The organism is Adlercreutzia sp. CNCM I-6207, assembly GCF_977072305.1.
Window position 1 is genome coordinate 16,736 of the sequence record NZ_CDRVLZ010000013.1, and the last position, 24,733, is coordinate 41,468.

Below are 24,733 nucleotides of genomic sequence, written 5' to 3' on the forward strand. Positions count from 1 at the left end.
GGGTGCGAGAGGCGGGAGAAATCGCACCATCTATTCGAGGTGCTACTTCGCAGCCTCCTCGTCCACGAGCAAAAGCAACTCCGCTTGCGAATGGACACCGAGCTTCGCGTATAGGTTCCGCATATGCGTCTTCACCGTCGATTGGCTCACCACCAACTTCTCAGCGATATAGGGCGCCCGGTAATTCTGAGCCAAGAGCAGGAATATTTCCCGCTCGCGCGGCGTCAGCTCGAAGCGGTCGCCCAAAGCGCTGCAAGCCGCTACGATGTCGGGACGCTGCCCGAGAGGGGACGTTTCGGACGCACCGCTCACTTGCGAAGGCGTCGCCTCTGGCGATGGTTCCCGCCGAGTCATCTGGCGATGCACCAACAGCAAAGCGAGCAAGGCTGCTCCAGCAAAGGACAGCAGCACCACTACTGCCACCAACGTAGCGTAGAGCGATTCGGGCAGCAGGGAATGAAGACCCGAGAAAAGAGCGCGCATGGCAATCATAAAGGCAAAGGAAGCATAGAGGGGCACCACCGAGCGCGGGCCCTTTCGCATCTCTGGAAACAAAAACGGCACCATCATGATATAGAACAGGACAACCTTGTAGGTGGAGTCCACAATAAGGAAATGAAGCACGAACAGCATACCGACCAGCTGAGCAGTATAGAGCGAGACGAGCGATAACGGCAAGACAAGCAGATCAAGCACAAGCACGAAGATACGATTCCAGGCGAAGCGAATGATAAGCGCTACTGCCACCCCGCCCAGGATAGTGCCGGCACCAATGGAGAGCTGCATGGCCTGATCCATGGTAAAGCCATCCTGCAACGGCATCCAAGCCGACTGCGTCGAGATCATGGGGCTACGGCACAAAAGCGGGAAGGCGAGAAGCCCCGCAGCGGCAACAATATCCCGCGTCGTTTCAAGAGAAAAAGCGGGAAGCGGATGATGCTCTGCCGGAGAGATTGAGGGAAGCGCCGAGGAACTTCCGTCTCCCGGTCGGCCCCGATATGTCAGAAAGGCCCCTGCAGCCACAAGAGGAAGCAGCACGAGAATGCCCTCCAGCACATTGGCCGGAACAACCGAAAGCAGGCAAGTAAGCGCCCCGGAAACTATGATCGCAGCAGCAATAAGACACCCCTCGCGCCACGAACCAAGTCCCATGAGCCGCTCGGCCCACAGCACTACAAGCAGCCCCGTAGAAGCCCGGTAAACCGCGCGAACCACAAACATGAGCGTCTCGTCGAGCCCCGTCCCCCACAGAACAAGCCACGTGGAGAGCGTCGCCAAAAAGCCGACAGCTCCGCGCAATATCGCACTGTTGCTCAACCGACGAGCAGGATAACGCCAAACCAGAAATGCCAATACCATCAGTGCGAACGCCTCAGCCAAATAAGGCACAGGCGCAAACATAGAAAAGCTCACGCTGTGAGCCACGGGCATCCGCTGCACTTCCATCATAATAAGCGCACAGGCGAGACCCGCCACAACCGAGGCGCTCTGAGGCGTGCACGCGGCAAAACGCCGAACGAAATCCATCTATCATCCTCCCTTCCCTGTTATATCAGAAAAACAGTATGAACCGATGCGGTATCAGCAAGTTCATACCGTTTGTAGTAGGCGAAAAGAGCGCCATTTCTGATAGTTTTGAAGAGCGCGAAAGCGTCGGGGCGACGTCATCACTCGCAAAGTCGGGTGCAGCAGTACCGCGCCGTCGTTCCGCACGACCGAATACGAAAGGAGAGGGAATCGTGGAATTGAATCGCCGAGACTTTCTGAAAGGCGCGCTCGCTATGGGCGCCGCAGGAGCGGCAGGAGCAGGACTTGCCGGCTGCGCTCCCAGTGGCGGAGAGAACCCGAAGACCGCTGAAACTGGTGGCATCGAGTACCCGGCGGGGCTGCAGGCGAGCGACTTCGAAGACTCACCCGTCGAGATTGAACCCATCACGGAGTTCAGCGAAGAGAAAACCTACGATGTCGTAGTGGTCGGCGCCGGAACCGGCGGGGTGCCGGCGGCCCTGTCGGCCCTTGAGGAGGGCGCCACCGTTGCCGTGCTCCAAAAAGAATCGAAGCCCATTTCCCAGGGCGGCACCTGCTCCGGCGTCCTTCTGGACGAGAGCGACGAGCAGGGCGTCATGAACTACATCCAGGGCTTTCTGGAGGATTGCGGCTGGCGCGCCGACCGCGGCTTGGCCGAAACTTACGCCAAGTACTCCGGTGAGGCCATCCGCTGGATGCAGGTGCGCACCGCAGAAGCCGGATTCCCGCCCTACATGGTACGCCCCACGGCTGTGACCGAGTACGAGGACGGATCGAAGTGCTCGCGCCGCTCCATCATGTTCGGCCCCAAACCCTACAACAACGGCACCATGATCGAGCACTTGGCCGATATGGCTGCCGAGCGCGGCGTGGAGTTCTTCTATTCCACTCCTGGCGTGCAGCTGGTCACCGATGAGTCCGGCGCCGTCACCGGCGTCATCGGCAAGAGCGGAAACGACTACATCAAGTTCAATGCCACCAAGGGCGTCATCCTGTCCACGGGCGACTACCAGAACAACCAGAGCCTCGTGGAGCGCTACTGCCCCGACGTGAAGGACTTCGACCGAAAGCAAACCAACAAGACCGGCGACGGCATCCTCATGGCTATGGCCATCGGCGGTGGGTTCGTGCCCGTGGGTCACTCCCACATGATGCACGACTTCGATTCCGGCCCCATGTTCGACGAGCCGTTCCTCACGGTAAACGAGAACGGCGAGCGCTTCATGAATGAGGACTGCATCTTCGAGGAGATCAATTGCGTGCTGCGCAACCAGCCCAAACCCGGCTGGTACTCCCAGATCTTCGACGACGACTACATTGCCCAGGTGACCGAGTGGGGCGGCAAGCCCACCGAGAAAGAGAAGATGCAAAACTACATGCCCGACGTTGAGATGGATCGCTCCCCCGAGAGCGGCGCCAATGTCATCGAGGGGCTCATCGACACCTACTGCTGCGACACCCTTGACGAGCTGGCTGGCAAGCTGGGAATCCCTGCCGATGCCCTGAAGAAGTCGGTGGAGCGCTACAACGAGCTGTGCGATGCTGGCTTCGACGCCGACTTCGGCAAGCAGGCCAAGTACCTGAAGAAGATCGAGAAAGCTCCTTACTGGGGCATCCACAAGCACGTGCGCGTCTCGGCTCTGTGCGCCGGCGCTACCGTGAACGAGAATTACCAGGCCACCCGTGGCGTGGGCGGCGAGGTCATCCCCAACCTGTGGGTCACCGGCTTCTCGGCCGGCCAGCTGTGCGGCGCCCCCGACTGGTCAATGTACCAGGCCGGCATGTCCGCCGGCCACTGCATCATGACCGGTCGCATCTGCGGCATCCAGGCGGCCACTGGCGGCAAGCTCGAGGCGAGCACGCCCATCACCGAGGCCGATGTGGTGGCGATCTCCGCCTAGCGCGTTCCGTTCTCCTCACCCCTATATAGCCCTCCCCCCGACGCCCCGCACCCCTCCCGCGGGGCGTCTTTTGCAGGGCCTACTCGGGGTCGCCGTAGAGGGCGAAGACGCGGCGGCGCTCGGCGCCGATGGTGGTGAGGTTGTTGTGGCCGGGAAGGACCGCCGTGTCATCGGGCAGGGCCGCGAGCTTCTTCAAGGAAGCGCGCATGTCGGCCATCGATCCACCTGCGAAATCGGTGCGGCCGACGGTGCCGGCGAACAGCGTGTCGCCCGAGATGAGCACCGGCAGCCCCTTGGGATGGTTGCCGAACTGCGGGATATCGAACAGGCAAATGGAACCGGGGGTGTGGCCGGGCGTCGCGATGACCTTCCACTTCATGTTCCCCACTTCCACGACATCGCCGTGGGCAACCGTGCGATCCACGGGGCAGGGAACGCCGCGGGTTGAGAGATCCTCGTCGCGAGGCTCCTCGATAAGCGGCGCGTCTACGGCCGAGGCGATGACGGGCGCACCCGTGGCCTCGCGCAGCTCGGCGGCGGCGCCGGTGTGGTCGAAGTGGGAGTGGGTGAGCACGATGGCGTCCAGCTTGCGGTCACCCAGGGCCGCGAGAATCTTGTCGACCGAGCAGCTCGGATCCACCACCATAGTGCCCTCGCCGTCGGATACGATGTACACGTTGTTGGCGAGCACGCCCATGACCATATACTCGACATCGACGCACAATCCACTTATCTCATACAAATCCGTCGCCATTTCTCAACCTTTCTTACTTGATCCTTGGGGCATCATTCTACGGGCATCGAAGACGCCGTCGATGGCGGACAGGCGCTTTGTCATGCGCTCGATAACCGCCAAGTCGGACAGCTGGAAGAGGAAGCGCATCTCCACCATGCCATCGCGGTGGGTGGTGGTGTTGCAGGACAGCACGTTGGCGCCCATCTCGGAAATGACGCGCGTCACGTCCAGAAGCAGGTTCATGCGGTCGAGCGCCTCGATATAGATCTCCACCTGGTAGGTGGCCGCCGTGGGCGTCCCCTCCCATTCCACCTCGATGATGCGCTCGGGATGCCGTTTCAAGTCGAGCGCATTGGGGCAGTCGGCCCGGTGCACCGACACGCCGCGGCCGCGGGTCACAAACCCCAAGATGTCGTCGCCGGGCACGGGGTTGCAGCAGCGCGACAGGCGCACGAGCACGTCGTCGACGCCCTTCACCACGATGCCCTGGGACGAGTGGGTCTCGTGCTTCTTCGGGCGCTTCACGGACGTGAGCATGGGGGCCATGATGCCCGTGGAGGAGGCCGATGTGCCCACCGTGGGCTTCTCCGCCTCCTCGTTGCCCTTGTCCACCAGGATCTTCAGCAGGCGGTTTGTGACGTGCTGGGCCTTCTCCTTGCCCGTGCCGATGTGCACGTACATCTCATCGGGGTCTTTGAAGCCGAGCGCCTCGGCCACCAGCTTCAGCGCCCGCATCGACTGGGCGCTGGATAGCCCCAGCCCGTGCTTGCGCATCTCGCGCACGAGCATGTCGCGGCCCATCTGCATGTCGTCGGAGCGGGTGATCTTCGAGAAGTAGGAGCGGATCTTGCTGCGGGCCGAGGGCGTCTTCACGATGTTCAGCCAGTCGCGGGAGGGGCTCGCGCTCTTCTGGGTGAGCACCTCCACGCGGTCGCCCACCTGCAGCTGGTAGGACAGAGGCACGATGGAGCCGTTCACCTTGGCGCCCACGCAGTGGTTGCCCACCTCGGTGTGGATGGCGTAGGCGAAGTCCACCGGCGTGGAACCGGCGCGCAAGCTCATGACCTCGCCCTTCGGCGTGAACACGAAGACCTCCGTGTCGTCGAGGTCCATCTTCAGCGATTTCAAGAACTCGCGGGAGTCCTCGGTCTCGTCCTGCCAGTCCACCATCTGGCGCAGCCACGCCAGCTGGGCGTCCAGGTTGTCGGCGGCGCCGGGGCGCGAGGCGCCGGTCTCCTTGTAGCGCCAGTGGGCCGCCACGCCGTACTCGGAATTGCGGTGCATCTCCTCGGTGCGGATCTGCACCTCCAAGGGACGCCCCGCTGGCCCCATGACCGTCGTGTGCAGCGACTGGTACATGTTGAACTTCGGCATGGCGATGTAGTCTTTGAAGCGGCCGGGCATGGGGTGCCACAAGGTGTGCACCGCGCCCAGGGCCGAGTAGCAGTCCTTCACCGAGCTGGTGATGATGCGCACGGCGATGAGGTCGTAAATCTCCGAGAAGCCCTTACCCTTCTTCGTCATCTTCTGGTAGATGGAGTACAGATGCTTCGGACGCCCCATGATCTGGGCCGAAATCCCCACCTTCCCCATCTCCTCGTGGAGCACGGCGATGACGTCGGCCAGGTACTTCTCGCGCTCGGCGCGGGACTCGGTCACCATGCGGGAGACCTGCTTGTACTTGTTGGGCTCCAGGTAGAAGAAGGAGAGGTCCTCCAGCTCCCACTTGATGGAATTGATGCCGAGGCGATGGGCGATGGGGGCGTAGATCTCCAGCGTCTCGCGGGACTTGAAGATGCGCCGGTCCTCGCGCAGGGCCGCCAGTGTGCGCATGTTGTGCAGGCGGTCGGCCAGCTTGATGACGATGACGCGGATGTCCTTGGACATGGCCACAAACATCTTGCGGATCGTGGCCGCCTGCTCGTCGGTGAGGGATTCCACCTCGATGCGGGTGATCTTGGTGACGCCTTCCACCAGCGCCCGCACCTGCGGGTTGAAGGTGCGCTCCACTTCCTCGGCGGTCACCTTCGTGTCCTCCACGGTGTCGTGGAGCAGCGCCGCCGTGATGGTCTCGGCGTCCATGCGCAGATCGGCCAGGATGATGCCCACCTCGATGGGATGGATGATGAACGGCTCGCCGGACTTGCGGCACTGGCCCGCGTGAGCGGCGCGGGCAAACTCGAAGGCACGGCGCAGCATGGCCTCCTCCGGCGCGTCCATGTACGCGCTCGTCAGGCGCGCGAGTTCGGCGAAGCGGTCCTCGGGCGTGGCGGGCCCGCGCTCGATGGCCGAATCGGCCGTGGGATGCGGACGGCCCAAAAGCGCGTCCACCGTCGCCTTGGTGGCCTTCCCGGCGCTGACGGCATCGGCCGCGGCGCGGACGGAATCGTCTCTCTCGACGCTCACGGGCGCCTCCCTTCTCCTTAACGCGGACGCATCCGCGGATCGTTACTGGTTAATGTCCCTGGCCCGGCCGGTTTTTCGGCATGATGGGATGGGAAAGGCGCACCGTGAGCGTCGGCCCGTCGGTGCCCAGCGCCCAGCGGCAGAAGCCGCCGAACAGCGTGCGCTCGTCGATGCCCTCGCGGTAGCGCACCGAATCGGTGAGCTCCACCTTCGACGCCCCCTCGCGCACCCGCACCCACAGCCGCGGACGCCCGCCCTCGTAGACGGTGCGCGTCTCGATGAGCCCGAGCTCGCGGAACACGGCCAGACCGCAGGCGGCGGAGGTGGGGCTCACGGCGCGGAAGGCATCGGAGGCAGCCTCGGCCAAATCGGCGTCGGCCACGCAGAAGTAGTCGTCGGGGGTGTTGCGCTGCAGCGAGCGCAGCTTGCGGTACACCTGGGCCATGACGTCATGGTCCGGCGTGGTGTCGGCCAAGATGCGCTCGTTGATGGAGGCGTCCCCGCGCCCGTAGAGCAGATGCACCCACGCCGGCTTCCCATCGCGCCCGGCCCGGCCGCTCATCTGGTTGAACTCCACGTCGCTGAAGGGCAGATGATACAGCACCACGTGCCGGATGTTGGGGATATCGACCCCTTCCCCGAAGGCCGAGGTGGCCACGAGCACCTTCAAGTCGTCGCGACGGAACAGCTCCTCGATGCGCTTGCGCTCGTCGCGGGAGAGCCCCGCGTTGTAGAAGCCGATCATGCAGGCGAGCTGCGGCACCCGCCGGCGCAGCATGCGCGCGAGCGCCACGGAATGCTCGCGGGAGTTCACATAGATGACGGTCTTCTCGCCCGTGGCCACCAGGGAGGCCAAATAGTCGTCGCGGTGCGGGATGTTTCGCTGGTCGTCCAGGTACAGGTTGTCGCGAGCCGTCTCGTCGATGACCGAGTCCTGAATGGGCAGTACCGCATCGATGTCGTCGGCCACGGCGTCGTTGGCCGTGGCGGTCACCGCGAGCACCACGGGGTCTCCGAGCCGGGTCAGCGCCCGGTCGAGCTGGGTGTAGGCCACGCGCTGGCCGGCCTTGGCCTGGCCGATGTGGTGCGCTTCGTCCACGACGACGAACCCGACGCGCCCCGAGGCCGCCAGCTCGTCGGTGTGGAACATGAGGTACTCCGGCGTGGTGAGCACGATATCGAGGCTCCCGTCGGCAAGCCCCGCGTACACCGCCGCGCGCTCCTCGGGCGTCGACTCGCCGGTAATGACGGCGCTCGCGATACCGAAGCGTTCGAGGCTCGTCCGCAGATGGAACACCTGGTCGGCGATGAGTGCCCGCAAGGGGTAGATGAACAGGCTCGCGGCATGGTCGGTCAGCGCGCGGAAGGCGGCATAGGTTTGGAAGCACAGCGACTTGCCGCGTCCCGTGGCCATGACGGCGAAGGTGGACTTCCCCGCCCGCAGTCGATCGAGAATCTCTCGCTGGGCCGGATGCAGCGGGCGGTCGCCGATGATGGCCTTCACAATGGCCGCCTCCAAGCCGTCCGGATCGCGCCGGGCCGTCTCCTCCCACTGGGCGCGGCGGGGGGCCAAGTCGGGCAGCGCCGGCTCGGGCGCCTCGTCGGCGGCCGCAAGGTCGGGTTCCCCTTCCGCCTCGGCGAACAGATCGGCGGTGAACGACACGGCGTCCGGGTCAAGACAGGCCTCCAAAGCGCAGCAGCTGCGCGCCGGGGCCACGGTTTCCAGCATGGCCTTCACCGAGCGGCGGCCGCGCCATTCGTCGATCTGCACCGTGAAGGCGGCGTCCACCACCGCGTCGTTCACGAGCAGCGCGTCGATGGCCGCGCAGTGGAACATGATGCCGGCCACCGATGCGCGCCCGTTCGTCAGCGTGCAGGCGAAATGGTCCTTGGTCTGGCCCACGGCCCGGGTGTTCACGAGCGTCACGTTCCGCGCGAGGAAGGTGGGCTGGGGGTTCTCCTGGCCGAAGGGGGCGAGCCGCTCCACGAGCGCCACGGATTCGAGCGTTAGCTCGTCCAGGCTCACGAGCGCGTCCACCTCGGTCAGCGGATGGAAGGCCGCCTCCGGCAGCTTCTGCATATAGGCGTCGAGGCGCTGAGCGAAGGCCTTCAAATTTTTGGTGGGGATGGTGACGCCCACGGCCGCCCCATGGCCCCCGAAGCGCTTCGTGAGATACGAGATCGACTCCACCGCCTCGAAGAGATTCACGTTGCCCACGGAGCGCCCCGAACCGCGGGCCTCGTCGCCGTCGATGGTGAACAGGAGCGCCGGCACCCCGTAGGTGTTCACGAGGCGGGAAGCCACGATACCCTTCACGCCCTCGTGCCAGCCCTCGCCGGCCACGACAAGCGCCCGCTGGCCGTGGTAGATCCTGCCGGCCTGCTCCTTCGCGATGTCCGACAACTCCGCCTCGATGGCGCGCCGCTGGTTGTTCACGTCCTCCAGGGCCTCGGCCATGGCGCAACACTCGCCGTAGTTGTCGCACATGAGCAGATCAAGCGCCAAATCGGCATTGCCCATGCGCCCGGCGGCGTTCAGGCGCGGGATGAGGGAGAACGACAGGTTCGTGGCCGAAAGCGGTTTGCCGGCCTGGCCCGTGGTGGCCAGAAGCGCGGCGATGCAGGGGCGCGGATTGGTGTTCATGCGAGTGAGGCCGTCGGCCACAAGGGCCCGGTTCTCGTCGCGCATGGGCATGAGGTCGGCCACGGTGCCCAAGGTGGCGAAGTCGGTGTAGCTGCGCCACAAATGCGGAAAGCCCAGGCGGCTGCCGAGCACCTGCACGAGCTTTAAGGCCACGCCCACGCCGGCGAGGATAGCGCTGGGGCAATCATCGGCCATCTTCGGATCGGCCACGGGAACGCCCTCGGGCACAAGGTCGGCCGCCTCGTGGTGGTCGGTGATGTAGACCTCCACCCCTGCCTTCAGGATGTCGGCCACCTCGCTCTTGCAGGCAATGCCGCAATCCACGGTGACGATGACGTCCGGCTCTAAGGCCCGGGCGCGCTCGAAGGCAGCGGCGGTGATGCCGTAGCCCTCCTCGAAGCGACGGGGAATGAAGGGGAAGGCGCAGGCGCCGAGAGCCCGTAGGCCCCGGGTGAGCACGGTGGTAGCGGAGATGCCGTCCAAATCGAAGTCGCCGAACACGACGATGCGCTTCTTCTCGCGGATGGCGTTGATGAGTCCGTCGGCCACTTCCGCCAGCCCCGGGATTTCCAGGGGGTTGCGCCAGTCGCGGTCCAGCGAGGGATTCAAAAAGCGCTTGGCGGCCCGCACCGTGGTGATGCCGCGGGCCACGAGGGTCGTCGCGATGAAGCGGGGCAGACCGAGGTCGTGCGCCAGACGCGCGACGATCTGCGGATCGGCCTCCCGGATGCTGAATTGGGCGGTCATAATGTGCTAGCTACCTTACGTGCGTTCTTCTTCGTAGTTCGGAAGGTATTTTCGCATAAAGCTCGCATTCTGTCACCGCAGCACGACGGCGGCGCGGCAATTTCCCACGGCACCGCCCGGGCAGCTCATCGCAAGCCGTCAATCGACGCTCGGCAGCGAGTCGCACAGCGCCTAGCGGTTGTCCACTTTCTCGGGGTATAGGTCGTGCTGGGACAGGCGCGTCCAGGCCACTTCCTCCCAGCGGGTGCCGGGGCGTCCATAGTTGCAGTATGGGTCGATGGAGATGCCGCCGCGCGGGGTGAACTTGCCCCAGACCTCGATGTACTTCGGATCCATGAGCGCGATGAGGTCCTTCATGATGATGTTCATGCAGTCCTCGTGGAAGTCGCCGTGGTTGCGGAAGCTGAACAGGTACAGCTTGAGCGACTTGCTCTCCACCATGCGCACATCGGGCACGTAGGAGATGTAGATGGTGGCGAAGTCGGGCTGGCCGGTGATGGGGCACAGGCTCGTGAACTCGGGGCAGTTGAACTTCACGAAGTAGTCGTTTCCCGGGTGCTTGTTCTCGAAGGTCTCCAGTACCGACGGGTCGTAGTCGGTCGGGTACTGGGTATGCTGGTTGCCGAGCAGGGTGACGCCGCCGGCGCGAGTCTCATTCTCATCGCGGCCAGCCGAGGCAGCGGCGGGAGCAGTCGCTGGCGCGGGGCCGGCATCCTCGCGAGCCAGATGGGCCGCGATGGCGGCCATAGCCGAAGTATCCACCGATCCCTCGGGCTTCCCGATTGCATCATCGTCGCTGCCAAACAGCGCTTCAGCCATGTCCATTGGTTTCATTCCCAGCTCCTCTTCTTTAGCAACTCCTTGGGGGCGGGCTGCGGGGTACCGCTCAGTCGCTCAGACAGTCCTCGCTCGGCGAAACAGGACGTTTAGGCCTGTTTCGAACGCTCTCGGAACTCGCTTGGTGAGCAATACCCCACATCCCGCTACACTCAACTCTGCTTGATTATCTCATAGCCGGATCTTCGACGCCGTTGGCGGCGAAGGCGGCGGCGCGGTCGAGGCAGGTGGCGCAACGGCCGCAGGGCGCCTCTCCCCCTTCGTAGCACGACCAGGTCAGTTCGTAGGGCACGCCAAGGGCCAGCCCCTCGCGCACGATGTCGGCCTTCGACCAGGTGACGAACGGAGCTTCCAAGCACAGCTCGCCGCCGGTACCCTCCACGATGGCGCGATTCATGGCCTCCACGAACTCCAGCGAGCAATCGGGGTAGGCGTTGCCGGCCCAGTCGTCGTGGTGGGCGCCGTAATAGACCGTCGAGCAGCCGAGCGAGAGGGCCATGGAGGCCGCCGAGGAGAGGAAGAGCCCGTTGCGGAAGGGCACGTAGGTGCTCACCGGGCCGCCGTCGCCTTCGGCCTGCTGATCGGCGTAGCTGGACTCGGGGATGGCTGCATCGGAATGGGCCAGAAGCGAGCAGTCGCTGTCGGCGAAGATGGCACCCAGGTCGAGGAAGCGCTGCTGCACACCGTAATGGGCCGCCACGGCGCGGGCCGCCTCAATCTCGCGAACGTGCTTCTGCCCGTAGCTGATGGAAAGCGCATACACGTTTTCCGCTCCGTACTTGTTCACAGCCCGCGCCAAAAGCGTCGTGGAATCCACGCCGCCGGAGCACAGCACCAGGGCTTTGTTGTTGGTCATGGTTCCTATCCTTCCAAATCCTTAAACCCCGCGCGTCTCGTCGGGCCAGATGATCTTGTGCAGCTGCAACTGCAAACGGGCGCGGTCGAGGCCGTGATCGATGAGGTAGGCGGCGATTTCCGCCGGCTCGATAGCGCCCCATACCGGGCTCACCAGCACCGCGCAGCGATCCCACAGGCCCGCCTCGTCGGCGCAGCACTCCATGAAGGCCAGATCATCCTCGGTGCCCACGACGAACTTCACGGCATCGCGCGTATCCAGCAGCTCATAGTTCTCGCGGCGCATGGCGGCGGACACCGCCTCGCCGGCCGTGGGCGTCTTCCAATCCACCGTGAAATGCAGGCTGCCGGGCAGCCCCGCCTCGACGCAGGCCTCACGCAGATGCGCCATGGGACTCAAGTCGCGCGAGCCATTGGTCTCGATTTCCACGCGCAAGGGGCGCGGGTCGTCCACTGCGAGCAGAGTCTGCACCAAATCGGGCAGGTAGGGCTGCAAAAGCGGCTCGCCGCCAGTGAGCGTCACGCACGACACGCCGGTCTCGGCCACCCAGGCCGCGAGGTCGGGCACGCTCCAGCCCTCCACTTCCACCAGCGGATGGTTCGCCCAGCGGGTGTCGCAGTAGGTGCACCACATGTTGCAGCCGGCGAACCGGATGAAAGCGGCCGGCCGCCCCGCCGCCAGGCCCTCCCCGTTCACGGACACGAACTTCTCCGCCACGGGGAACAGCTGAGCACGGGGAGCAATGGTATGGCGCGCCTGATGCCGCTCAGCATCCAGCAGGCCGTCGTTCTCTTCCTCGGGCACCATGGGCTATCGCTGCTCCCGGTAGTAGGCGCAGTTGTTGGGGGTCTCGTAGACCTCCACCTGAGCCACGGGCAACCCGCGTTCAGCGAGCGCGTCGAAGAACCACTTCGCGAGGTTCTCCGCCGTGGTGCGGAAGGGCACGATGAACAGGGCGAAGCCCTCACGCTCGAGGCACGTCAGGGTGTCGGGGGCAAGGGAGCCCTCCTCCACGATGAAATGGTGGTCGAGCCGCTCGGTCAGCGCGCGCAGCTCGGCTTTGAACTCGCCGAAGTCTACCACCATGTCCTTGCAGGTGCCCTCCTTCTGCAGGTGCTCCACCTCCAGATAGGCCACCACGCGCCAGCGGTGCCCGTGCAAGTTCTCGCACTTCCCGTGGTAATCGGTCAGAAAATGAGAGGCATCGAACGAGCTCTCCGTCTTCAATCCGTACATGTCGAATTCTCACCAATCTACGAACATTTGTATGCTATAATCAACCTCGCAGGGAGCATACGCCCTCTGCATTCACCCCACCACGATGCTAGCTAGGAAAGGGGGTGATGCAGATGAGCGATACGCTGGCCTTAGTCCAAGTCTTGCTTGGGGTGGCCTCCTTAATTGTGGCCATTTTGGCCCAAATAAGAGAGAACCCGCCGAATAACGGCGGGAACCCCTCGCAAAATGACGAGGATTAGGCACCCTCGCCGAAGGGCGTTCCGTTTGGGGCGCCCTTCTTTAGGCAAGAGCGATTATAGCACAGGCGCGCCCCTTAGAACGCCGCGTCGAAGGGCTCCGTCACGATGATTTCACTTTGGCCGCGGGTGAGCTCGGTGAGCTTTTCCAGGAAGGAGGCCTGGGTGCCGTCGAGCATGCGGAAGGTGAGCAGGACGTTCTCGGCGAAGTCGCTCTCGGCAAGCTTCGCGCCGCAGCCCTCGGCCACCCGGCACAGCTGCTCGTACAGACCGTAGGGAACTTCCAGAACGATGTCGACGCAGACCGACACCGTGACGATGTCCGCCGCTTCGATGGCCGCTTTCGTGGCGTCGGTGTAAGCGCGCACCAGGCCGCCGGTGCCGAGCAGAATGCCGCCGAAGTAGCGGGTGACCACCACCGCCACATCTTCCAAGCCCGCATGCTGAATGGCCTCGAGGGTGGGCATGCCCGCCGTCTTGGCCGGCTCCCCGTCGTCGGTGTAGCGCACGCGCCCGCCCCGCAGCACATAGGCATACACGTTGTGACGCGCCATGCGGTGGGCCGCCTTCACCTCAGCGATGAACGCGAGCGCCTCTTCCTCGGTGGACACCGGCGCGATCTGCCCGATGAAGCGGCTCTTCTTCTCGACGATCTCCGCCTCGGCGGGAGCGGCTATGGTCTTGTACGCGGCCACTACTCCCCCAGTTTCTCGGCGGCTTCGAACCATTCCAGCTCGAGGGATTCTATCTGAGCCTCGAAGTCGGCGATCTCCTCTTGCATGGCGGTGAGCACCAGGTAGTCGGACTGGTCGGCGGCAGCCATTTCCAGCTGCTTCTTCTCGATCTTGCCCTTTAAGGTCTCGATCTTCTTCTCGTTGGAAGCCATGAGCTTGCGCAGGGCGCGCTGCTCGCCGCCGGAGAGGGCAGGGGTGGAAGGGGCGGCCGCATTCCCGGAATCATTGGACGCCGCGGGCGAGGGGCGACCAAGGTCGCCCCCGACGGAGGAACCAGGACGGTTTGCGATGCCGTTTCCAGGACGAGTTCCAGAGCCATCCCCGCGGCCGCCCTCAGTGTTTTTCGCCGCTTCACGGTCGGCTTCCTCCGCGAGCTTCAGGTACTCGTCGACGCCGCCGGGCAGGTGGCGCACCTTGCCGTCGATGAGCGCGAACTGGTGGTCGGTCACGCGCTCCATGAGGTAGCGGTCGTGAGTGACGAGCAGAAGCGTGCCGGGCCAGCCATCGAGCAGGCTCTCCACCGCCGCCAGCATGTCGGTGTCCAAGTCGTTTCCCGGCTCGTCCAAGATGAGCACGTTGGGCTCGTCCAGCAAGATGAGCATGAGCGCCAACCGACGCTTCTGGCCACCGGACAGGTCGCACACCGGCTCGTTCTGGTCATCTTTGGTGAACCCGAGCCGTTCGAGCAGCTGCCCCGGTGTCATCTCCTTGCCGTCGAGCATCGTGCGCCGCGAGTAGCGCGAGATCACCTGGCGCACGCGGTCGTCGCCGAGCTTGCGCAGCTCGTCCAAATGCTGCGACAGCACGGCGAAACGCACGGTCTGGCCGATTTTCACGCGCCCGGAATCGAGCGGCTGCAGCCCTTGGATGATGCGCAGAAGCGTCGTCTTGCCGATGCCGTTGGCGCCCACGATGCCGTAGCGATCGCCGGGGCCGATGATCCAGTCGACATCGTCCAAGATGACGCGGTTCCCGAAGCGCAGCGATGCGCCTTTCAGATCGACCACCTGCTTGCCGAGGCGCGCCATGGCCATGCGCTTGAGCTCCAGCTCGTTGCGCAAGGGCGGCACGTCGGCAATGAGCGCCTGGGCGGCGGCCACGTGGAACTTGGGCTTGGTGGCCCGGGCGCGGGCGCCGCGGGATAGCCACGCCAGCTCGCGGCGCAGGGCGTTCTGGCGCTTCTGCTCGGCCAGAGCCTCCAGGCGATCCCGCTCCACCCGCTGCATGATGTAAGCGGAAAAGCCTCCCTCGAAGGGCCAGACACGGCGGCCGTGCACCTCCCACATCGCCTCGCAGACCTCGTCGAGAAACCAACGGTCGTGGGTCACCACGAGCAGCGCCCCTGCCCCGCGGCGCCAGCGGGTCTTCAGGTGCTCGGCGAGCCAGGTGATGGCGCGCACGTCCAGGTGGTTGGTGGGCTCGTCCAGCATGAGCACGTCCCAGTCACCGATGAGCAGCCGGGCCAGATCGACCCGTCGCCGCTGGCCGCCCGAAAGGGTGCCCACTGTCGCGTTCCAATCCACATCCTCGAGCAGCCCCGCGATGATGGCGCGAACCCGAGGGTCGCCGGCCCATTCGTATTCGGGACGGTCCCCCACGACGGCCCGTTCAACGGTGTCCCCATCGCGTAAGTCGTCGCTCTGGCCGAGCATGCCCACCGACACGCCGCGGGTGCGGATGACGCGGCCGTCGTCCACTTCCACGTCGCCGGAGAGCACTCGCAGAAGCGTGGACTTGCCATCGCCGTTCTGGCCCACAATACCGATGCGGGCCCCCTCGTCCACCCCGAGGGACAGTCCCTCGAACACCGTCTTCGTGGGGAATTCCACCCGCACCTTTTCACAACCGAGAAGAAACGCCACGAAGGCCGCCTTTCACATTGGAGACCGCGCCCAACCTCAGGATTGCCGGCCCCGTTCGTTTATCACATCTCGCGCCTCCACCAAGCCGCGAGGCACGCTTCGCAAGTCAATTCGATACGCCATCGATTATAAACCATGGCTCTTTCCAGCGGCTCCATCCCCTCAACGAAACGAGCACTGAAGCCCTTCGGGAGCAAAATGGCTTGGAAATGACGAAACATCGGCCAGGTTGATACCGTCCCGGGGAAAATGGCTTGGAAATCACGAAAGATCGGCCAGAACGGTGCTTTCTCGGGCGAAATGGCTTGGAAATCACGAAACATCGGCAAAACGGCACCCACCGCAGCGAAAAAGGAGTGATTTGTCTCGGAAAACCGCAGATGAAGGTTAGTTTATTCTAACTTTTAAGGGCCGCAAAACCGATGTTTCGTCATTTTCAAGCCATTTCAGCGAGTTAAACTCGCTTTCTGCTCAGCGTATCTTCCAAAGGGCCGTCACCAGCACGGCGGCGGCGAACAGCGTGGAGAGGGCAAAAGCCAGCTGGTAGGGCAGCGCGGACAGGCTCGCCCCGCCGTCGACGGCAGCAGCGCCGGCAGCGGCCGGATCCGCGACGGCTACGGCCGCACCCACCACGGTGACGATCAGCATCATAAGTGCCGTGCCCAGCGAGGCGCACACCTGACGGGCCGTGGCGAAGAACGCGCTGCCGTCCATGACGAGGCCGCCGCTCAAGCCCGACAACCCATAGGAGTTCAGCGGCCCCACCAGCCCGCTCACACCCACGGCGCGCACACCCTGCAGCAGCGTGAGGACCCACAGCGGCGTGCCTGGGCCCACGAACATGAACGAGGCGGCTCCCACCGTGAGGAAGACCGAGGAAGTGATGCACACGGCCCGGGCGCCCACCTTGTCCACCAGCACGCCGGCCAACGGGTTCACGAACAGCGCCACCACCGTGGCGGGGATGAACGCGATGCCAGCATCCAGTGCCGTCATATGGCAGGGCCCTTGGATGAACAGCGGCAGAACGAGCGTGATGCCCATGAACGACGCGAACAGGCAGTTCTGCGCCACGAACCCGGGCCGGTAGTGACGCGACGCGAAAATATCCAAGCAGATGAGCGGATGGGCGATCACGCGCTGGCGCCGCACGAACACCGCGATAAACACCGCACCCAGAAGCGCCGGCAACCACACCGAAGGGGCGGACAGCGGCATCGTGGCCGCGTTAGAGGCTCCCAGCAGAAGGCCGCCGAAGCCCAGCGTGGACTGCACGAACGACGGGTAGTCGAACACCGGGCGCGTATCGTGGTCGCCGTGGCTCTTCACCAGAACTGCGTTGGCGACCCACAGCACGGCGAGAAGGCCCGCAAGTATGATGTAGAAGCTGCGCCATCCCCAGCTGCCGGCGAGCGCACCGCCGATAAGCGGCCCGATATTGGGCGCGAACCCCATAGCGATACCGCCGATGCCCATAGCCGTGCCCGTGCGCTCCCGAGGAAAACGCGTCATAGCCACCGACTGCACGAGCGGCAGTGTAATGCCCGTGGCGATGGCCTGCAGCACCCGAGCCGCAATAAGCACGGCGAAGACCGGAGCGAAGAGACCGGCCACGGAACCCGCCAGGTAGAAGCCCAGCGCCAAGTACACCAAGCGCTTCAACGAGAACCGGCGCGCAAGGTAAGTGACCACCGGCACCGTGACCCCCATCGTGAGCATGTAGATGGTCGTGACCCATTGCCCCTGCGCCGCATCGATGGCGAAGTCGTCGCACACTTCCGTGAGCATGGAGTTCATCACCGTTTGGGTGAGCGAGCCCAAAGCGCAGGTGATGACAACGATGGCGAACAGGGCGTAGGTGTGCCCCTTCTCGGAAAGATGCATGGAAACCTCCGTACCTTCAGCATGACAGGGCGTTCGAGATTTCGCTCGGGCACCCGAAATCTGGCACGTGGCTACAAAACGAACGGAGGGACGCACCGCGCCCCTCCGCCATTATAACGCTCGATCTTGGAATTCGAGCTAGTTGAATTTCTGCTGGGTCTTCTCCAGCCCGTTGTCGATGAGGCACAGCACCGCGTCCGCACCCTCGGACACCGCGTGATCGAAAGCCTCGGTGTCGTCCTTGCTGCGCGGGCGCGAGAGCACCCAGTCGACCACGGGCTTGCGTCCCGGCGGCCGCCCGATGCCGATGCGCACCCGGAACCAGTCGCGCGTGCCCAGCTTGTCGCAGATGGAGCGCAGCCCGTTGTGCCCGGCGTGCCCGCCGCCGAACTTCACGCGGATGGTGCCCGGCTCGATGTCCAGCTCGTCGTGGACGACGATGAGATGGTCGGGGGCCACACCATAGGCGCGCATGAGCTTGCTCACCGGGCCGCCAGAGGTGTTCATGAAGCTCTGGGGCTTCACAAGTAGAAGCTCGTGGCCGCGGTAGCTCGCCTTCCCCACGAGCGCCCCGCCCTCGTTCTTCCAGTAGCGCACGCCCAGCTCGTCGGCGAGCGCGTCCACCGTATCGAACCCGGCGTTGTGCCGCGTGTGCTCGTACTCCTCGCCCGGATTCCCCAGGCCCGCGATCATATACAACTTGTCACCTATTTCCGTCATTCATCTTTGGAAGAGTAGGCCCAAGTCCCCGGGGAGGGGGCCCGCGCGCAGTTCATTGAAGTGCAAAAAGGGAGAGCCCGAAGCCCTCGAAGCGATCCGCGCCTCAATGCTGTTTGAGCGCGGGCTTCCTCCCCGGGGACTCGGGCCGGACAGCCAAGCAGCTATTCGAACAATTTCCCAATAGAGCCGTTGTTGTACACAACATCGATGGTCTGCGCGAACAGCGGCGCGATGGAGAGCACCTTGATCTTGCCGGTCTGGCGCGCCAGCGGCACGGGCACGGCGTTGGTGACCACCACTTCCTCGATGCAGGAGTTCTCCAAACGCTCGTAGGCCGGGCCGGAGAACAGGCCGTGGGTAGCGCAGGCGTACACCTCGGCGGCGCCCTTGGCCTTCAGCGTGGCCGCCGCGGCCACAAGGGATCCGCCGGTGTCGATCATGTCGTCGTTAAGGATGCAGATCTTGTCGGTGACATCGCCGATGAGCGCCGTGATCTCGGCCTGGTTGTGCTTCGGGCGGTCCTTGTGCATGATGGCGATGTCGCAATCGAGCGCCGTGGAGAACTTCTTCGCCGCCTTCGCGCGACCCACGTCCGGCGAGACCACGCACAAGCGCTCGGGATCGAAACCCTTGTTGCGGAAGTAGTCCACGAAAATGGGCATGGCCGTCATGTGGTTCACGGGGATGTCGAAGAAACCCTGGATGGCGTCCTGGTGCAGATCCACCGTGATGATGTTGTCGATGCCGGAGACCTCGAGCAGATCGGCCACGAGCTTGGCCGTGATGGGCTCGCGCGGGGCGGCCTTGCGGTCCTGACGGGCGTAACCGTAGTGCGCGATGACCGCCGAGATGGAGCGGGCGCTTGCGCGCTTGGCGGCATCGGCCATGATGAGCAGCTCCATGAGGGCGTCGTTCACGTCGAAGGTCTCGCTCGCGCACACCGACTGGATGAGGAACACGTCGGCGCCGCGGATGGACTCCTGATAGCGGGCGTAGATCTCGCCGTTGGCGAACTTCTCGTGCTTGATGTTGCCGAGGTTCACGTTCAGATACTTGGCGATCTCCTCGGCCAGCTCCGGATTCACCGAGCCGGAGAACAGGATCATGCGCTTGGTCATCTCGGTCATGGGGTGCGTCCCTTCTGCGACGGGTCTTTCAGCTTCGATTATTGTAGTACGATGGGCCGCTTCGTGCGGGCTGAAGCGGCCCGACCGACTATTTCTTCTTCTCGATGGGGTGCGCCGCCACCCAGCCTTCTATCTCCTGCTGTCTGGCGCGCCCGAGGGCCAGCGCTCCCGGCGTCACGTCCTTGGTGATGGTGGAGCCGGCGCCCACAAGCGCACCGGCGCCGATGGTCACGGGCGCCACCATCATGGTGTCGGAGCCGATGAAGGCGCCGTCCCCGATGATAGTGGCGTGCTTGTTCGCGCCGTCGTAATTGCAGGTGATGGAGCCGGCGCCGATGTTCACGCCCTCCCCCATGGTGGTGTCGCCGATGTAGGACAGATGCGGCACCTTCGAGCCCTTGCCGATGGTGGATTTCTTGATCTCCACATGGGTGCCGGCCTTGGCGCCCTCGCACAAGTGCGCCGCCGGACGCAGATAGGCGCGCGGGCCGCAGGTGGCGCCGTCGTCGATGAGCGCCTCCACCGCCACGGTCTCGTCGATGCGGCAGCCGCGACCGACGCGCGTGTCGGTCAGGCGGCTGTCGGGGCCCACGACGCTGTCCTCGCCGATCGTCGTCTTCCCCAGCAGCATGACGTTGGGCAGAAGCTCCACGTCGGGGGCGATCTCCACCTCGGGGCCGATGTAGGCCGTGGCCGGATCCCACATCGTGACGCCGGCGGCCATGTGCGCGTCGTTGATGCGCCGCTGCATGACGCGGGTCGCCTCGGCCAGCTGACCGCGGGAGTTCACGCCCAGGCACTGCTCCGCATCGCTCGTCTTATAGGCGAGCACGGGCCGCCCGGCGGCGCGGCTGATGGCCAGCACGTCGGTGAGGTAGAACTCGCCCTGGGCGTTGTCGGAGTTCACCTGGGAAAGCGCGTCGAAAAGGGCGCGGGCGTCGAAACAGTAGACGCCGGAGTTGCACTCGGTGATGGCCGCTTCCTCGGGGCTCGCGTCCTTCTGCTCGACGATGCGGGCCACCTCCCCGGCGCCATCGCGCACGATGCGGCCGTAGCCGAAGGGGTTTTCAAGCTCCATAGTGAGCACGATGACCGCCGCGTTGTGCTCCTCGCGCAGAGCCGCCATCTGGCGAATGGTCTCGGGCTGAATGAGCGGGGAGTCGCCGGAGAGCACCACGACGGCGCCGTCGAAGCCGGCCAGGGCATCGGCGGCGGCCAGCACCGCGTCGGCCGTGCCGCGCTGGGCCTCCTGCACGACGATCTCGGTATCGCCTTCCACCAAAGGGATCACCTGGTCGCGCATATGCCCCACCACGGTGACGACCCTATCGGCGCCCGCCTCCTTGGCCGCTTCCACGACCCACCGCACGAGCGGGCGGCCCAGCACCTCGTGAACCACCTTCGGCTTCTTCGACTTCATACGGGTACCGGCCCCCGCGGCCAAAATAATCGCAGCAGTTTCCATGCAACGCCCTTCTATAGCCATTCGCGCGCCCCACGGCGCTCATTTCCGATTGGCCTAGTATAGCGCAAGAAGCCTATAATCGAGCAGGTCGACGCGAGGGAAAGGAACGACCATGGCCCAAGGATTGGATGCACTGACCCGCGAAGAGCTCATCGAACTTTTGGAAATCACTGCAAAGGACCTCATCGCGCTGGACGGCACGTGGTTCCAGTCGCTGGAACGCGAGCAGGGCATGGACGCGGCCATGGAGCACGACCGCACGGCCTGGCGACGCTTCGTGCCCAGCGAGGCCCGGCGCCTGAAGAAGCTACTCGGCCTTTCGGATAGCTGCGGTCTCGAGGGACTCGCCGAGGCGCTGCCTTTGCGCTGCACCTCACTTGCGAACGAATGGGAGATTCGCTGGGAAGACGACGGCTCGCTCGCCTTCCGCATCACCGACTGCCGCGTGCAAAACGCCCGCAAGCGCAAGGGCATGGACTTTCATCCCTGCAAAAGCGTCGGCGAGTTGGAATACGCCGGCTTTGCCGCTGGCCTGGATGATCGCATTCAGTGCGAGTGCGTAAGCTGCTACCCCGCCATCGCCGACGACACCTGCAACTGCGCTTGGCGCTTCCGGATGGAGGGATAGACCTAAGACTGCGCAGAGAGATTCGGCCGAATTTGGCAAGTTTTTCGCGCTTTTCGACGCGAAGGGCCGGCGACAAAGGCGCCCGAGGCGGAATTCCTGCCTCATATAGCGAATATCGCTAGATCAAGACAGCTGAAACGCCACGAGAGGCTTTGGCGCGAACCGAGCATGTCGAAAAACTCGGAAAACTTGCCAGAAGGGGCGCCCGCATCTTGCGAGGGGCGCCCCTATGACACGATGGCCCGGCCCTCACCTCGCGTTTTGCGCGGGTATCCCTCCCGGCTTCACGCCCGCTCCCCTTACTTGAATCGCTTCAGCAAAAGGGAGTTGCTGACGACGCTGACGCTGGAGAGGGCCATGGCGGCGCCGGCGAGGGCCGGGGCGAGGATGCCCACGGCGGCCAGCGGGATCATGATGCAGTTGTAGATGAGCGCCCAGAACAGGTTCTGCTTGATCTTGCGCATGGTGGCCTTCGACAGGCGCAGGGCCACGATGAGGTCGGACAGGCGGTTGCGCATGAGCACCACAGAACCGGCATCCAGGGCCACATCGGTGCCCGAGGCCAGCGCCACGCCGACGTCGGCGGCAGCCAGCGCCGGGGCGTCGTTGATGCCGTCGCCTACGAAGGCCACGACGGTCTTCGCGCCGGCAGCCGCATCTTGGGCGGCCTCCGCCGGGGACTCGAGGGGCACAGGCTCGGCGGGAGCGCCCATGTCGGGGTCAGAGGCGGCTATGAAGGCCGGGTCGGCCGCCTCCATTTCCAAAATGCGCTCGTCGTCCTTCTCGGCGTCGCAGGCCTCACCAGCGGCCTTGCCGAGCATGGCGACGTCGGCAGCGCCCCGCACGGCCCGCACGCAATCGGCCTTTTCCAGCGGCTTCACGCCGGCGAACACGTGGTCGGGCGCGATGCCCACCTCCTCGGCGATGGTCCGGGCCGTGGGCGCCGCGTCGCCGGTCACCATGTAAGAGGTCACGGAGAAATCGCGGGACAGCTCGCGCACCGTGGCCGCCGCGTCCGGCTTGGGCTCGTCGCGGAACTGGATGCGGCCCACGGGCACGCCGTCGACGGACACAAGCGAGCCTGCAGCCCCCGCCCCGTCGCCGGCGACCTTCCCGACGCCCACGAACACCTCGCGGCCCTCCACGACACCGCGCACGCCCTCGCCGACCACGGCCTCGAAGGAGGCGGCCGCCGGCAGCGGCACCAGGCCGCGCTCGGCCGCATAGGTCACGACGGCGCGGGCCAGGGGGTGCTCGCTTTTTTCCTCCAGGGCGGCGGCCAGGCGCAGGGCGTCATCGGGAACGTCGCAGGCCACCACGGCCGGCTCGCCCTGGGTGAGGGTGCCCGTCTTGTCGAAAACGGCCGCCGACAGGTTGCCCATGGTCTCCAACACCGTGCCGTCCTTGATGAGCACGCCGAGCTGGGCGCCCTTCCCCATGCCCACGGTGAGCGCCGTGGGGGTCGCTAGGCCCAGCGCGCAGGGGCAGGCCACGCAGATGACGGCGATGGCCGGCATGAGCGCCTGCACCAGGCGCCCGTCGGGGCCGGCCGGCACGAGGAAGAACCATACGCAGAACACGACGAGCGCGATCAGCAGGATGGCGGGCACGAACACCGCCGCAATGCGGTCGGCGATGCGCTGGATGGGAGCCTTGGTGCCCTGGGCGTCCTCCACGGCGCGCACGATACGGGCCAGCGTGGAATCGGCGCCCACGCGCAGGGCGCGCACGGTCACGGAGCCGGTAGTGTTCTGGGTACCGCCGGTCACCGCGTCGCCTGCGGCTTTCACCACGGGCAGCGTCTCACCGGTGAGCATGGACTCGTCCGCTTCCGTGGCGCCTTCCACCACCACGCCGTCCACCGGCATCTTCTCGCCCGGCCGCACGCGCACGGTGTCGCCGGCCACCACCTGGGCCAACGGTACCTCGCGCTCCTCGCCGCCGCGCACCACCCGAGCCGTGGGCGGCGTCAGGTTCATGAGCGACTCGATGGCCTGGTTCGTGGCGCCCTTGGCGCGGCTTTCCAGCATCTTGCCGAACAGCACGAAGGTGACGAGCATGGCGCAGGTCTCGAAATAGGGCATGCCATCGTTGATGGCGAGCGCCGCATGGCTTTCCCAGTCCCCCGTGACCACCGGCAGAAACGTGATCCACAGCGAGAACAGAAACGCGATGGAAGTACCGAGCGCCACCAGCACGTCCATGTTCGCCGAGCCGCCCTTGAGCGAGCCCCAGGCGCCCTTGTAGAACCGCGCGCCGCAGCCGAACTGCACGGGGGCCGTGAGCGCCAACAACAGGAGATTCGCCGCGAACATGGCCTGCACATGGGTGGGATCGGCCACGAACAGACCGGCCAGGGCGCTGCCCACCCCCATGTGCCAGCCGGGAATCATGCCGATGGCCACGATGATCACCGTGAGCACGGCGGCCGCGCCGAACACCTTGCGGTCCCGCTTGGCCCGGACGGCCTCGCGGGCGCGGCGCCTCTCGTCCACCAAGGGCGCGTCATCGGGGATGATCTCGGCCGTGAAGGCCAGGTTGTCGAAGACGGCGAGCATGTCGTCCACGCTGGCCTGGGCCGGATCGAACACCACGCGCCCGGTGTTGTTCGCCAGGTTCACCGCCACGTCGACCACCCCAGGCGTGGCGCGGTAGTGCTTCTCGATGTTGGCCGCGCAGTTCGCGCAGTGCATGCCGTCGATAGCCAGGCGCAGGTTGGCGCGAGGCGCTTCGCCGTTGGGCTGCGGCAGCTCTTGCCGGATCGGTTCTTGCTGGGTCGTCTTCTGCTGAATCGTCTCTTGCCGGGTCATAGCTCGCCTTCCTTACTTCGAGAAGCGGCGCATGAGCGCCATCACTTCGTCGATCACCTCATCGTTGCCGGCGCGCACCTCTTCCACCACGCAGGTGCGCATATGCTCGGCCAGCACCATCTCCGACACCCGCCGCACGGCGGACTCGGCGGCGGCCAGCTGCGTGAGCACATCACCGCAGTAGCGGTTGTCCTCGATCATGGCCTTCACGCCGGTAAGCTGACCGATGGCCCGGTTCAGCCGCTTCTGCATATCCGCCTGCAGCTCCATGCTGCGCGGCGTGCTCTTGTGCCGACAGGGACAATCGGACGCCTGGTCCGCCTGATCTGCTCTACCCGTCCGATCTGCTCTATCCGTCCGATCCGTTCTATTCG

Annotated in this window: 18 protein-coding genes and 2 pseudogenes; 3 read left to right on the forward strand and 17 right to left on the reverse strand. The window is 65.0% G+C overall.

What is annotated here, in order from left to right; genetic code table 11:
* Positions 1 to 42: 42 nt before the first annotated feature.
* Positions 43 to 1,527, reverse strand: coding sequence for a response regulator transcription factor (locus tag ACW4QM_RS07680; protein ID WP_455798346.1), 1,485 nt, complete (start codon positions 1,525 to 1,527; stop codon positions 43 to 45).
* Between the two features lie 212 nt (positions 1,528 to 1,739).
* Between ACW4QM_RS07680 and ACW4QM_RS07685 the strand changes: the two genes are divergently transcribed.
* Entirely contained in the window at positions 1,740 to 3,428 is a 1,689-nt protein-coding gene (locus ACW4QM_RS07685; RefSeq protein WP_455798347.1) for an FAD-dependent oxidoreductase, read from the forward strand.
* 79 nt (positions 3,429 to 3,507) lie between these two features.
* On the opposite strand, the gene ACW4QM_RS07690 is transcribed toward ACW4QM_RS07685, so the two are convergent.
* From ACW4QM_RS07690 to ACW4QM_RS07720, 7 genes are all read right to left on the reverse strand, one after another.
* On the reverse strand, positions 3,508 to 4,182 hold the full coding sequence (locus ACW4QM_RS07690; RefSeq protein WP_161127344.1) for an MBL fold metallo-hydrolase: 675 nt from the start codon (positions 4,180 to 4,182) through the stop codon (positions 3,508 to 3,510).
* 3 nt (positions 4,183 to 4,185) lie between these two features.
* A complete protein-coding gene (locus ACW4QM_RS07695) occupies positions 4,186 to 6,570 on the reverse strand; it encodes a RelA/SpoT family protein (RefSeq protein WP_455798348.1) in 2,385 nt (794 codons plus the stop codon).
* A 49-nt stretch (positions 6,571 to 6,619) separates the two neighbouring features.
* Positions 6,620 to 9,961 (reverse strand): single-stranded-DNA-specific exonuclease RecJ, encoded by a 3,342-nt coding sequence (gene recJ, locus ACW4QM_RS07700; RefSeq protein ID WP_302683545.1) that lies wholly within the window; start codon positions 9,959 to 9,961, stop codon positions 6,620 to 6,622.
* A 171-nt stretch (positions 9,962 to 10,132) separates the two neighbouring features.
* Complete coding sequence (queF, locus tag ACW4QM_RS07705; RefSeq protein ID WP_261797815.1) at positions 10,133 to 10,795, reverse strand: preQ(1) synthase; 663 nt, start codon at positions 10,793 to 10,795, stop codon at positions 10,133 to 10,135.
* A 169-nt stretch (positions 10,796 to 10,964) separates the two neighbouring features.
* Positions 10,965 to 11,654, reverse strand: a complete 690-nt coding sequence (gene queC / locus ACW4QM_RS07710) for a 7-cyano-7-deazaguanine synthase QueC (RefSeq protein ID WP_161127347.1) — start codon at positions 11,652 to 11,654, stop codon at positions 10,965 to 10,967.
* Between the two features lie 21 nt (positions 11,655 to 11,675).
* Positions 11,676 to 12,461: a radical SAM protein gene (locus ACW4QM_RS07715; RefSeq protein ID WP_302222591.1), complete on the reverse strand. Its 786-nt coding sequence runs from the start codon at positions 12,459 to 12,461 to the stop codon at positions 11,676 to 11,678.
* A 3-nt stretch (positions 12,462 to 12,464) separates the two neighbouring features.
* Positions 12,465 to 12,890, reverse strand: a complete 426-nt coding sequence (locus ACW4QM_RS07720; RefSeq protein WP_114540586.1) for a 6-pyruvoyl trahydropterin synthase family protein — start codon at positions 12,888 to 12,890, stop codon at positions 12,465 to 12,467.
* A gap of 113 nt (positions 12,891 to 13,003) precedes the next feature.
* Here ACW4QM_RS07720 and ACW4QM_RS07725 point away from each other — a divergent pair, with 113 nt between their 5' ends.
* A complete protein-coding gene (locus ACW4QM_RS07725; protein ID WP_269434844.1) occupies positions 13,004 to 13,132 on the forward strand; it encodes a hypothetical protein in 129 nt (42 codons plus the stop codon).
* Positions 13,133 to 13,206: 74 nt separating this feature from the next.
* On the opposite strand, the gene ACW4QM_RS07730 is transcribed toward ACW4QM_RS07725, so the two are convergent.
* The 7 genes and pseudogenes from ACW4QM_RS07730 to glmU all read right to left on the reverse strand — a co-directional run bounded on the left by ACW4QM_RS07730 (position 13,207) and on the right by glmU (position 20,921).
* Positions 13,207 to 13,824: a YigZ family protein gene (locus ACW4QM_RS07730; RefSeq protein ID WP_114540585.1), complete on the reverse strand. Its 618-nt coding sequence runs from the start codon at positions 13,822 to 13,824 to the stop codon at positions 13,207 to 13,209.
* Positions 13,824 to 14,801: pseudogene (locus ACW4QM_RS07735) on the reverse strand (ATP-binding cassette domain-containing protein); the annotation flags it as partial. The pseudogene ACW4QM_RS07735 and the gene ACW4QM_RS07730, both read right to left, overlap by 1 nt.
* Before the next feature lie 483 nt (positions 14,802 to 15,284).
* Positions 15,285 to 15,725 (reverse strand): annotated as a pseudogene (locus ACW4QM_RS07740) (ATP-binding cassette domain-containing protein); the annotation flags it as partial.
* Positions 15,726 to 16,196: 471 nt separating this feature from the next.
* The gene (locus ACW4QM_RS07745; RefSeq protein WP_114539668.1) at positions 16,197 to 17,609 is read right to left on the reverse strand and encodes an MFS transporter; all 1,413 of its coding nucleotides are present in this window, start codon (positions 17,607 to 17,609) and stop codon (positions 16,197 to 16,199) included.
* Positions 17,610 to 17,747: 138 nt separating this feature from the next.
* Positions 17,748 to 18,308, reverse strand: a complete 561-nt coding sequence (gene pth / locus ACW4QM_RS07750) for an aminoacyl-tRNA hydrolase (protein ID WP_114539677.1) — start codon at positions 18,306 to 18,308, stop codon at positions 17,748 to 17,750.
* A 182-nt stretch (positions 18,309 to 18,490) separates the two neighbouring features.
* Complete coding sequence (locus ACW4QM_RS07755) at positions 18,491 to 19,456, reverse strand: ribose-phosphate diphosphokinase (RefSeq protein WP_022740387.1); 966 nt, start codon at positions 19,454 to 19,456, stop codon at positions 18,491 to 18,493.
* Positions 19,457 to 19,544: 88 nt separating this feature from the next.
* Positions 19,545 to 20,921, reverse strand: a complete 1,377-nt coding sequence (glmU, locus tag ACW4QM_RS07760) for a bifunctional UDP-N-acetylglucosamine diphosphorylase/glucosamine-1-phosphate N-acetyltransferase GlmU (RefSeq protein WP_173112271.1) — start codon at positions 20,919 to 20,921, stop codon at positions 19,545 to 19,547.
* A gap of 112 nt (positions 20,922 to 21,033) precedes the next feature.
* Between glmU and ACW4QM_RS07765 the strand changes: the two genes are divergently transcribed.
* Positions 21,034 to 21,549, forward strand: a complete 516-nt coding sequence (locus ACW4QM_RS07765) for a DUF6125 family protein (RefSeq protein WP_114539666.1) — start codon at positions 21,034 to 21,036, stop codon at positions 21,547 to 21,549.
* Positions 21,550 to 21,848: 299 nt separating this feature from the next.
* Here ACW4QM_RS07765 and ACW4QM_RS07770 read toward each other — a convergent pair whose 3' ends face one another.
* Both ACW4QM_RS07770 and ACW4QM_RS07775 read right to left on the reverse strand, forming a co-directional pair.
* Complete coding sequence (locus tag ACW4QM_RS07770) at positions 21,849 to 24,359, reverse strand: heavy metal translocating P-type ATPase (RefSeq protein ID WP_173112268.1); 2,511 nt, start codon at positions 24,357 to 24,359, stop codon at positions 21,849 to 21,851.
* A gap of 12 nt (positions 24,360 to 24,371) precedes the next feature.
* Entirely contained in the window at positions 24,372 to 24,611 is a 240-nt protein-coding gene (locus tag ACW4QM_RS07775) for a metal-sensing transcriptional repressor (RefSeq protein WP_371130576.1), read from the reverse strand.
* Between the last annotated feature and the right edge of the window lie 122 nt (positions 24,612 to 24,733).

What these genes read in the sequence shown, in the direction of transcription:
- queC (WP_161127347.1), bottom strand. Translation starts at nt 11,654, where the DNA reads ATGACCAACAACAAAGCCCTGGTGCTGTGCTCCGGCGGCGTGGATTCC.
- ACW4QM_RS07720 (WP_114540586.1), bottom strand. Translation starts at nt 12,890, where the DNA reads ATGTACGGATTGAAGACGGAGAGCTCGTTCGATGCCTCTCATTTTCTG.
- ACW4QM_RS07680 (WP_455798346.1), bottom strand. Translation starts at nt 1,527, where the DNA reads ATGGATTTCGTTCGGCGTTTTGCCGCGTGCACGCCTCAGAGCGCCTCG.
- ACW4QM_RS07725 (WP_269434844.1), top strand. Translation starts at nt 13,004, where the DNA reads ATGAGCGATACGCTGGCCTTAGTCCAAGTCTTGCTTGGGGTGGCCTCC.
- recJ (WP_302683545.1), bottom strand. Translation starts at nt 9,961, where the DNA reads ATGACCGCCCAATTCAGCATCCGGGAGGCCGATCCGCAGATCGTCGCG.
- glmU (WP_173112271.1), bottom strand. Translation starts at nt 20,921, where the DNA reads ATGGAAACTGCTGCGATTATTTTGGCCGCGGGGGCCGGTACCCGTATG.
- ACW4QM_RS07715 (WP_302222591.1), bottom strand. Translation starts at nt 12,461, where the DNA reads ATGGTGCCCGAGGAAGAGAACGACGGCCTGCTGGATGCTGAGCGGCAT.
- ACW4QM_RS07765 (WP_114539666.1), top strand. Translation starts at nt 21,034, where the DNA reads ATGGCCCAAGGATTGGATGCACTGACCCGCGAAGAGCTCATCGAACTT.
- ACW4QM_RS07690 (WP_161127344.1), bottom strand. Translation starts at nt 4,182, where the DNA reads ATGGCGACGGATTTGTATGAGATAAGTGGATTGTGCGTCGATGTCGAG.
- ACW4QM_RS07775 (WP_371130576.1), bottom strand. Translation starts at nt 24,611, where the DNA reads ATGCAGAAGCGGCTGAACCGGGCCATCGGTCAGCTTACCGGCGTGAAG.
- ACW4QM_RS07755 (WP_022740387.1), bottom strand. Translation starts at nt 19,456, where the DNA reads ATGACCGAGATGACCAAGCGCATGATCCTGTTCTCCGGCTCGGTGAAT.
- ACW4QM_RS07770 (WP_173112268.1), bottom strand. Translation starts at nt 24,359, where the DNA reads ATGACCCGGCAAGAGACGATTCAGCAGAAGACGACCCAGCAAGAACCG.
- queF (WP_261797815.1), bottom strand. Translation starts at nt 10,795, where the DNA reads ATGAAACCAATGGACATGGCTGAAGCGCTGTTTGGCAGCGACGATGAT.
- ACW4QM_RS07745 (WP_114539668.1), bottom strand. Translation starts at nt 17,609, where the DNA reads ATGCATCTTTCCGAGAAGGGGCACACCTACGCCCTGTTCGCCATCGTT.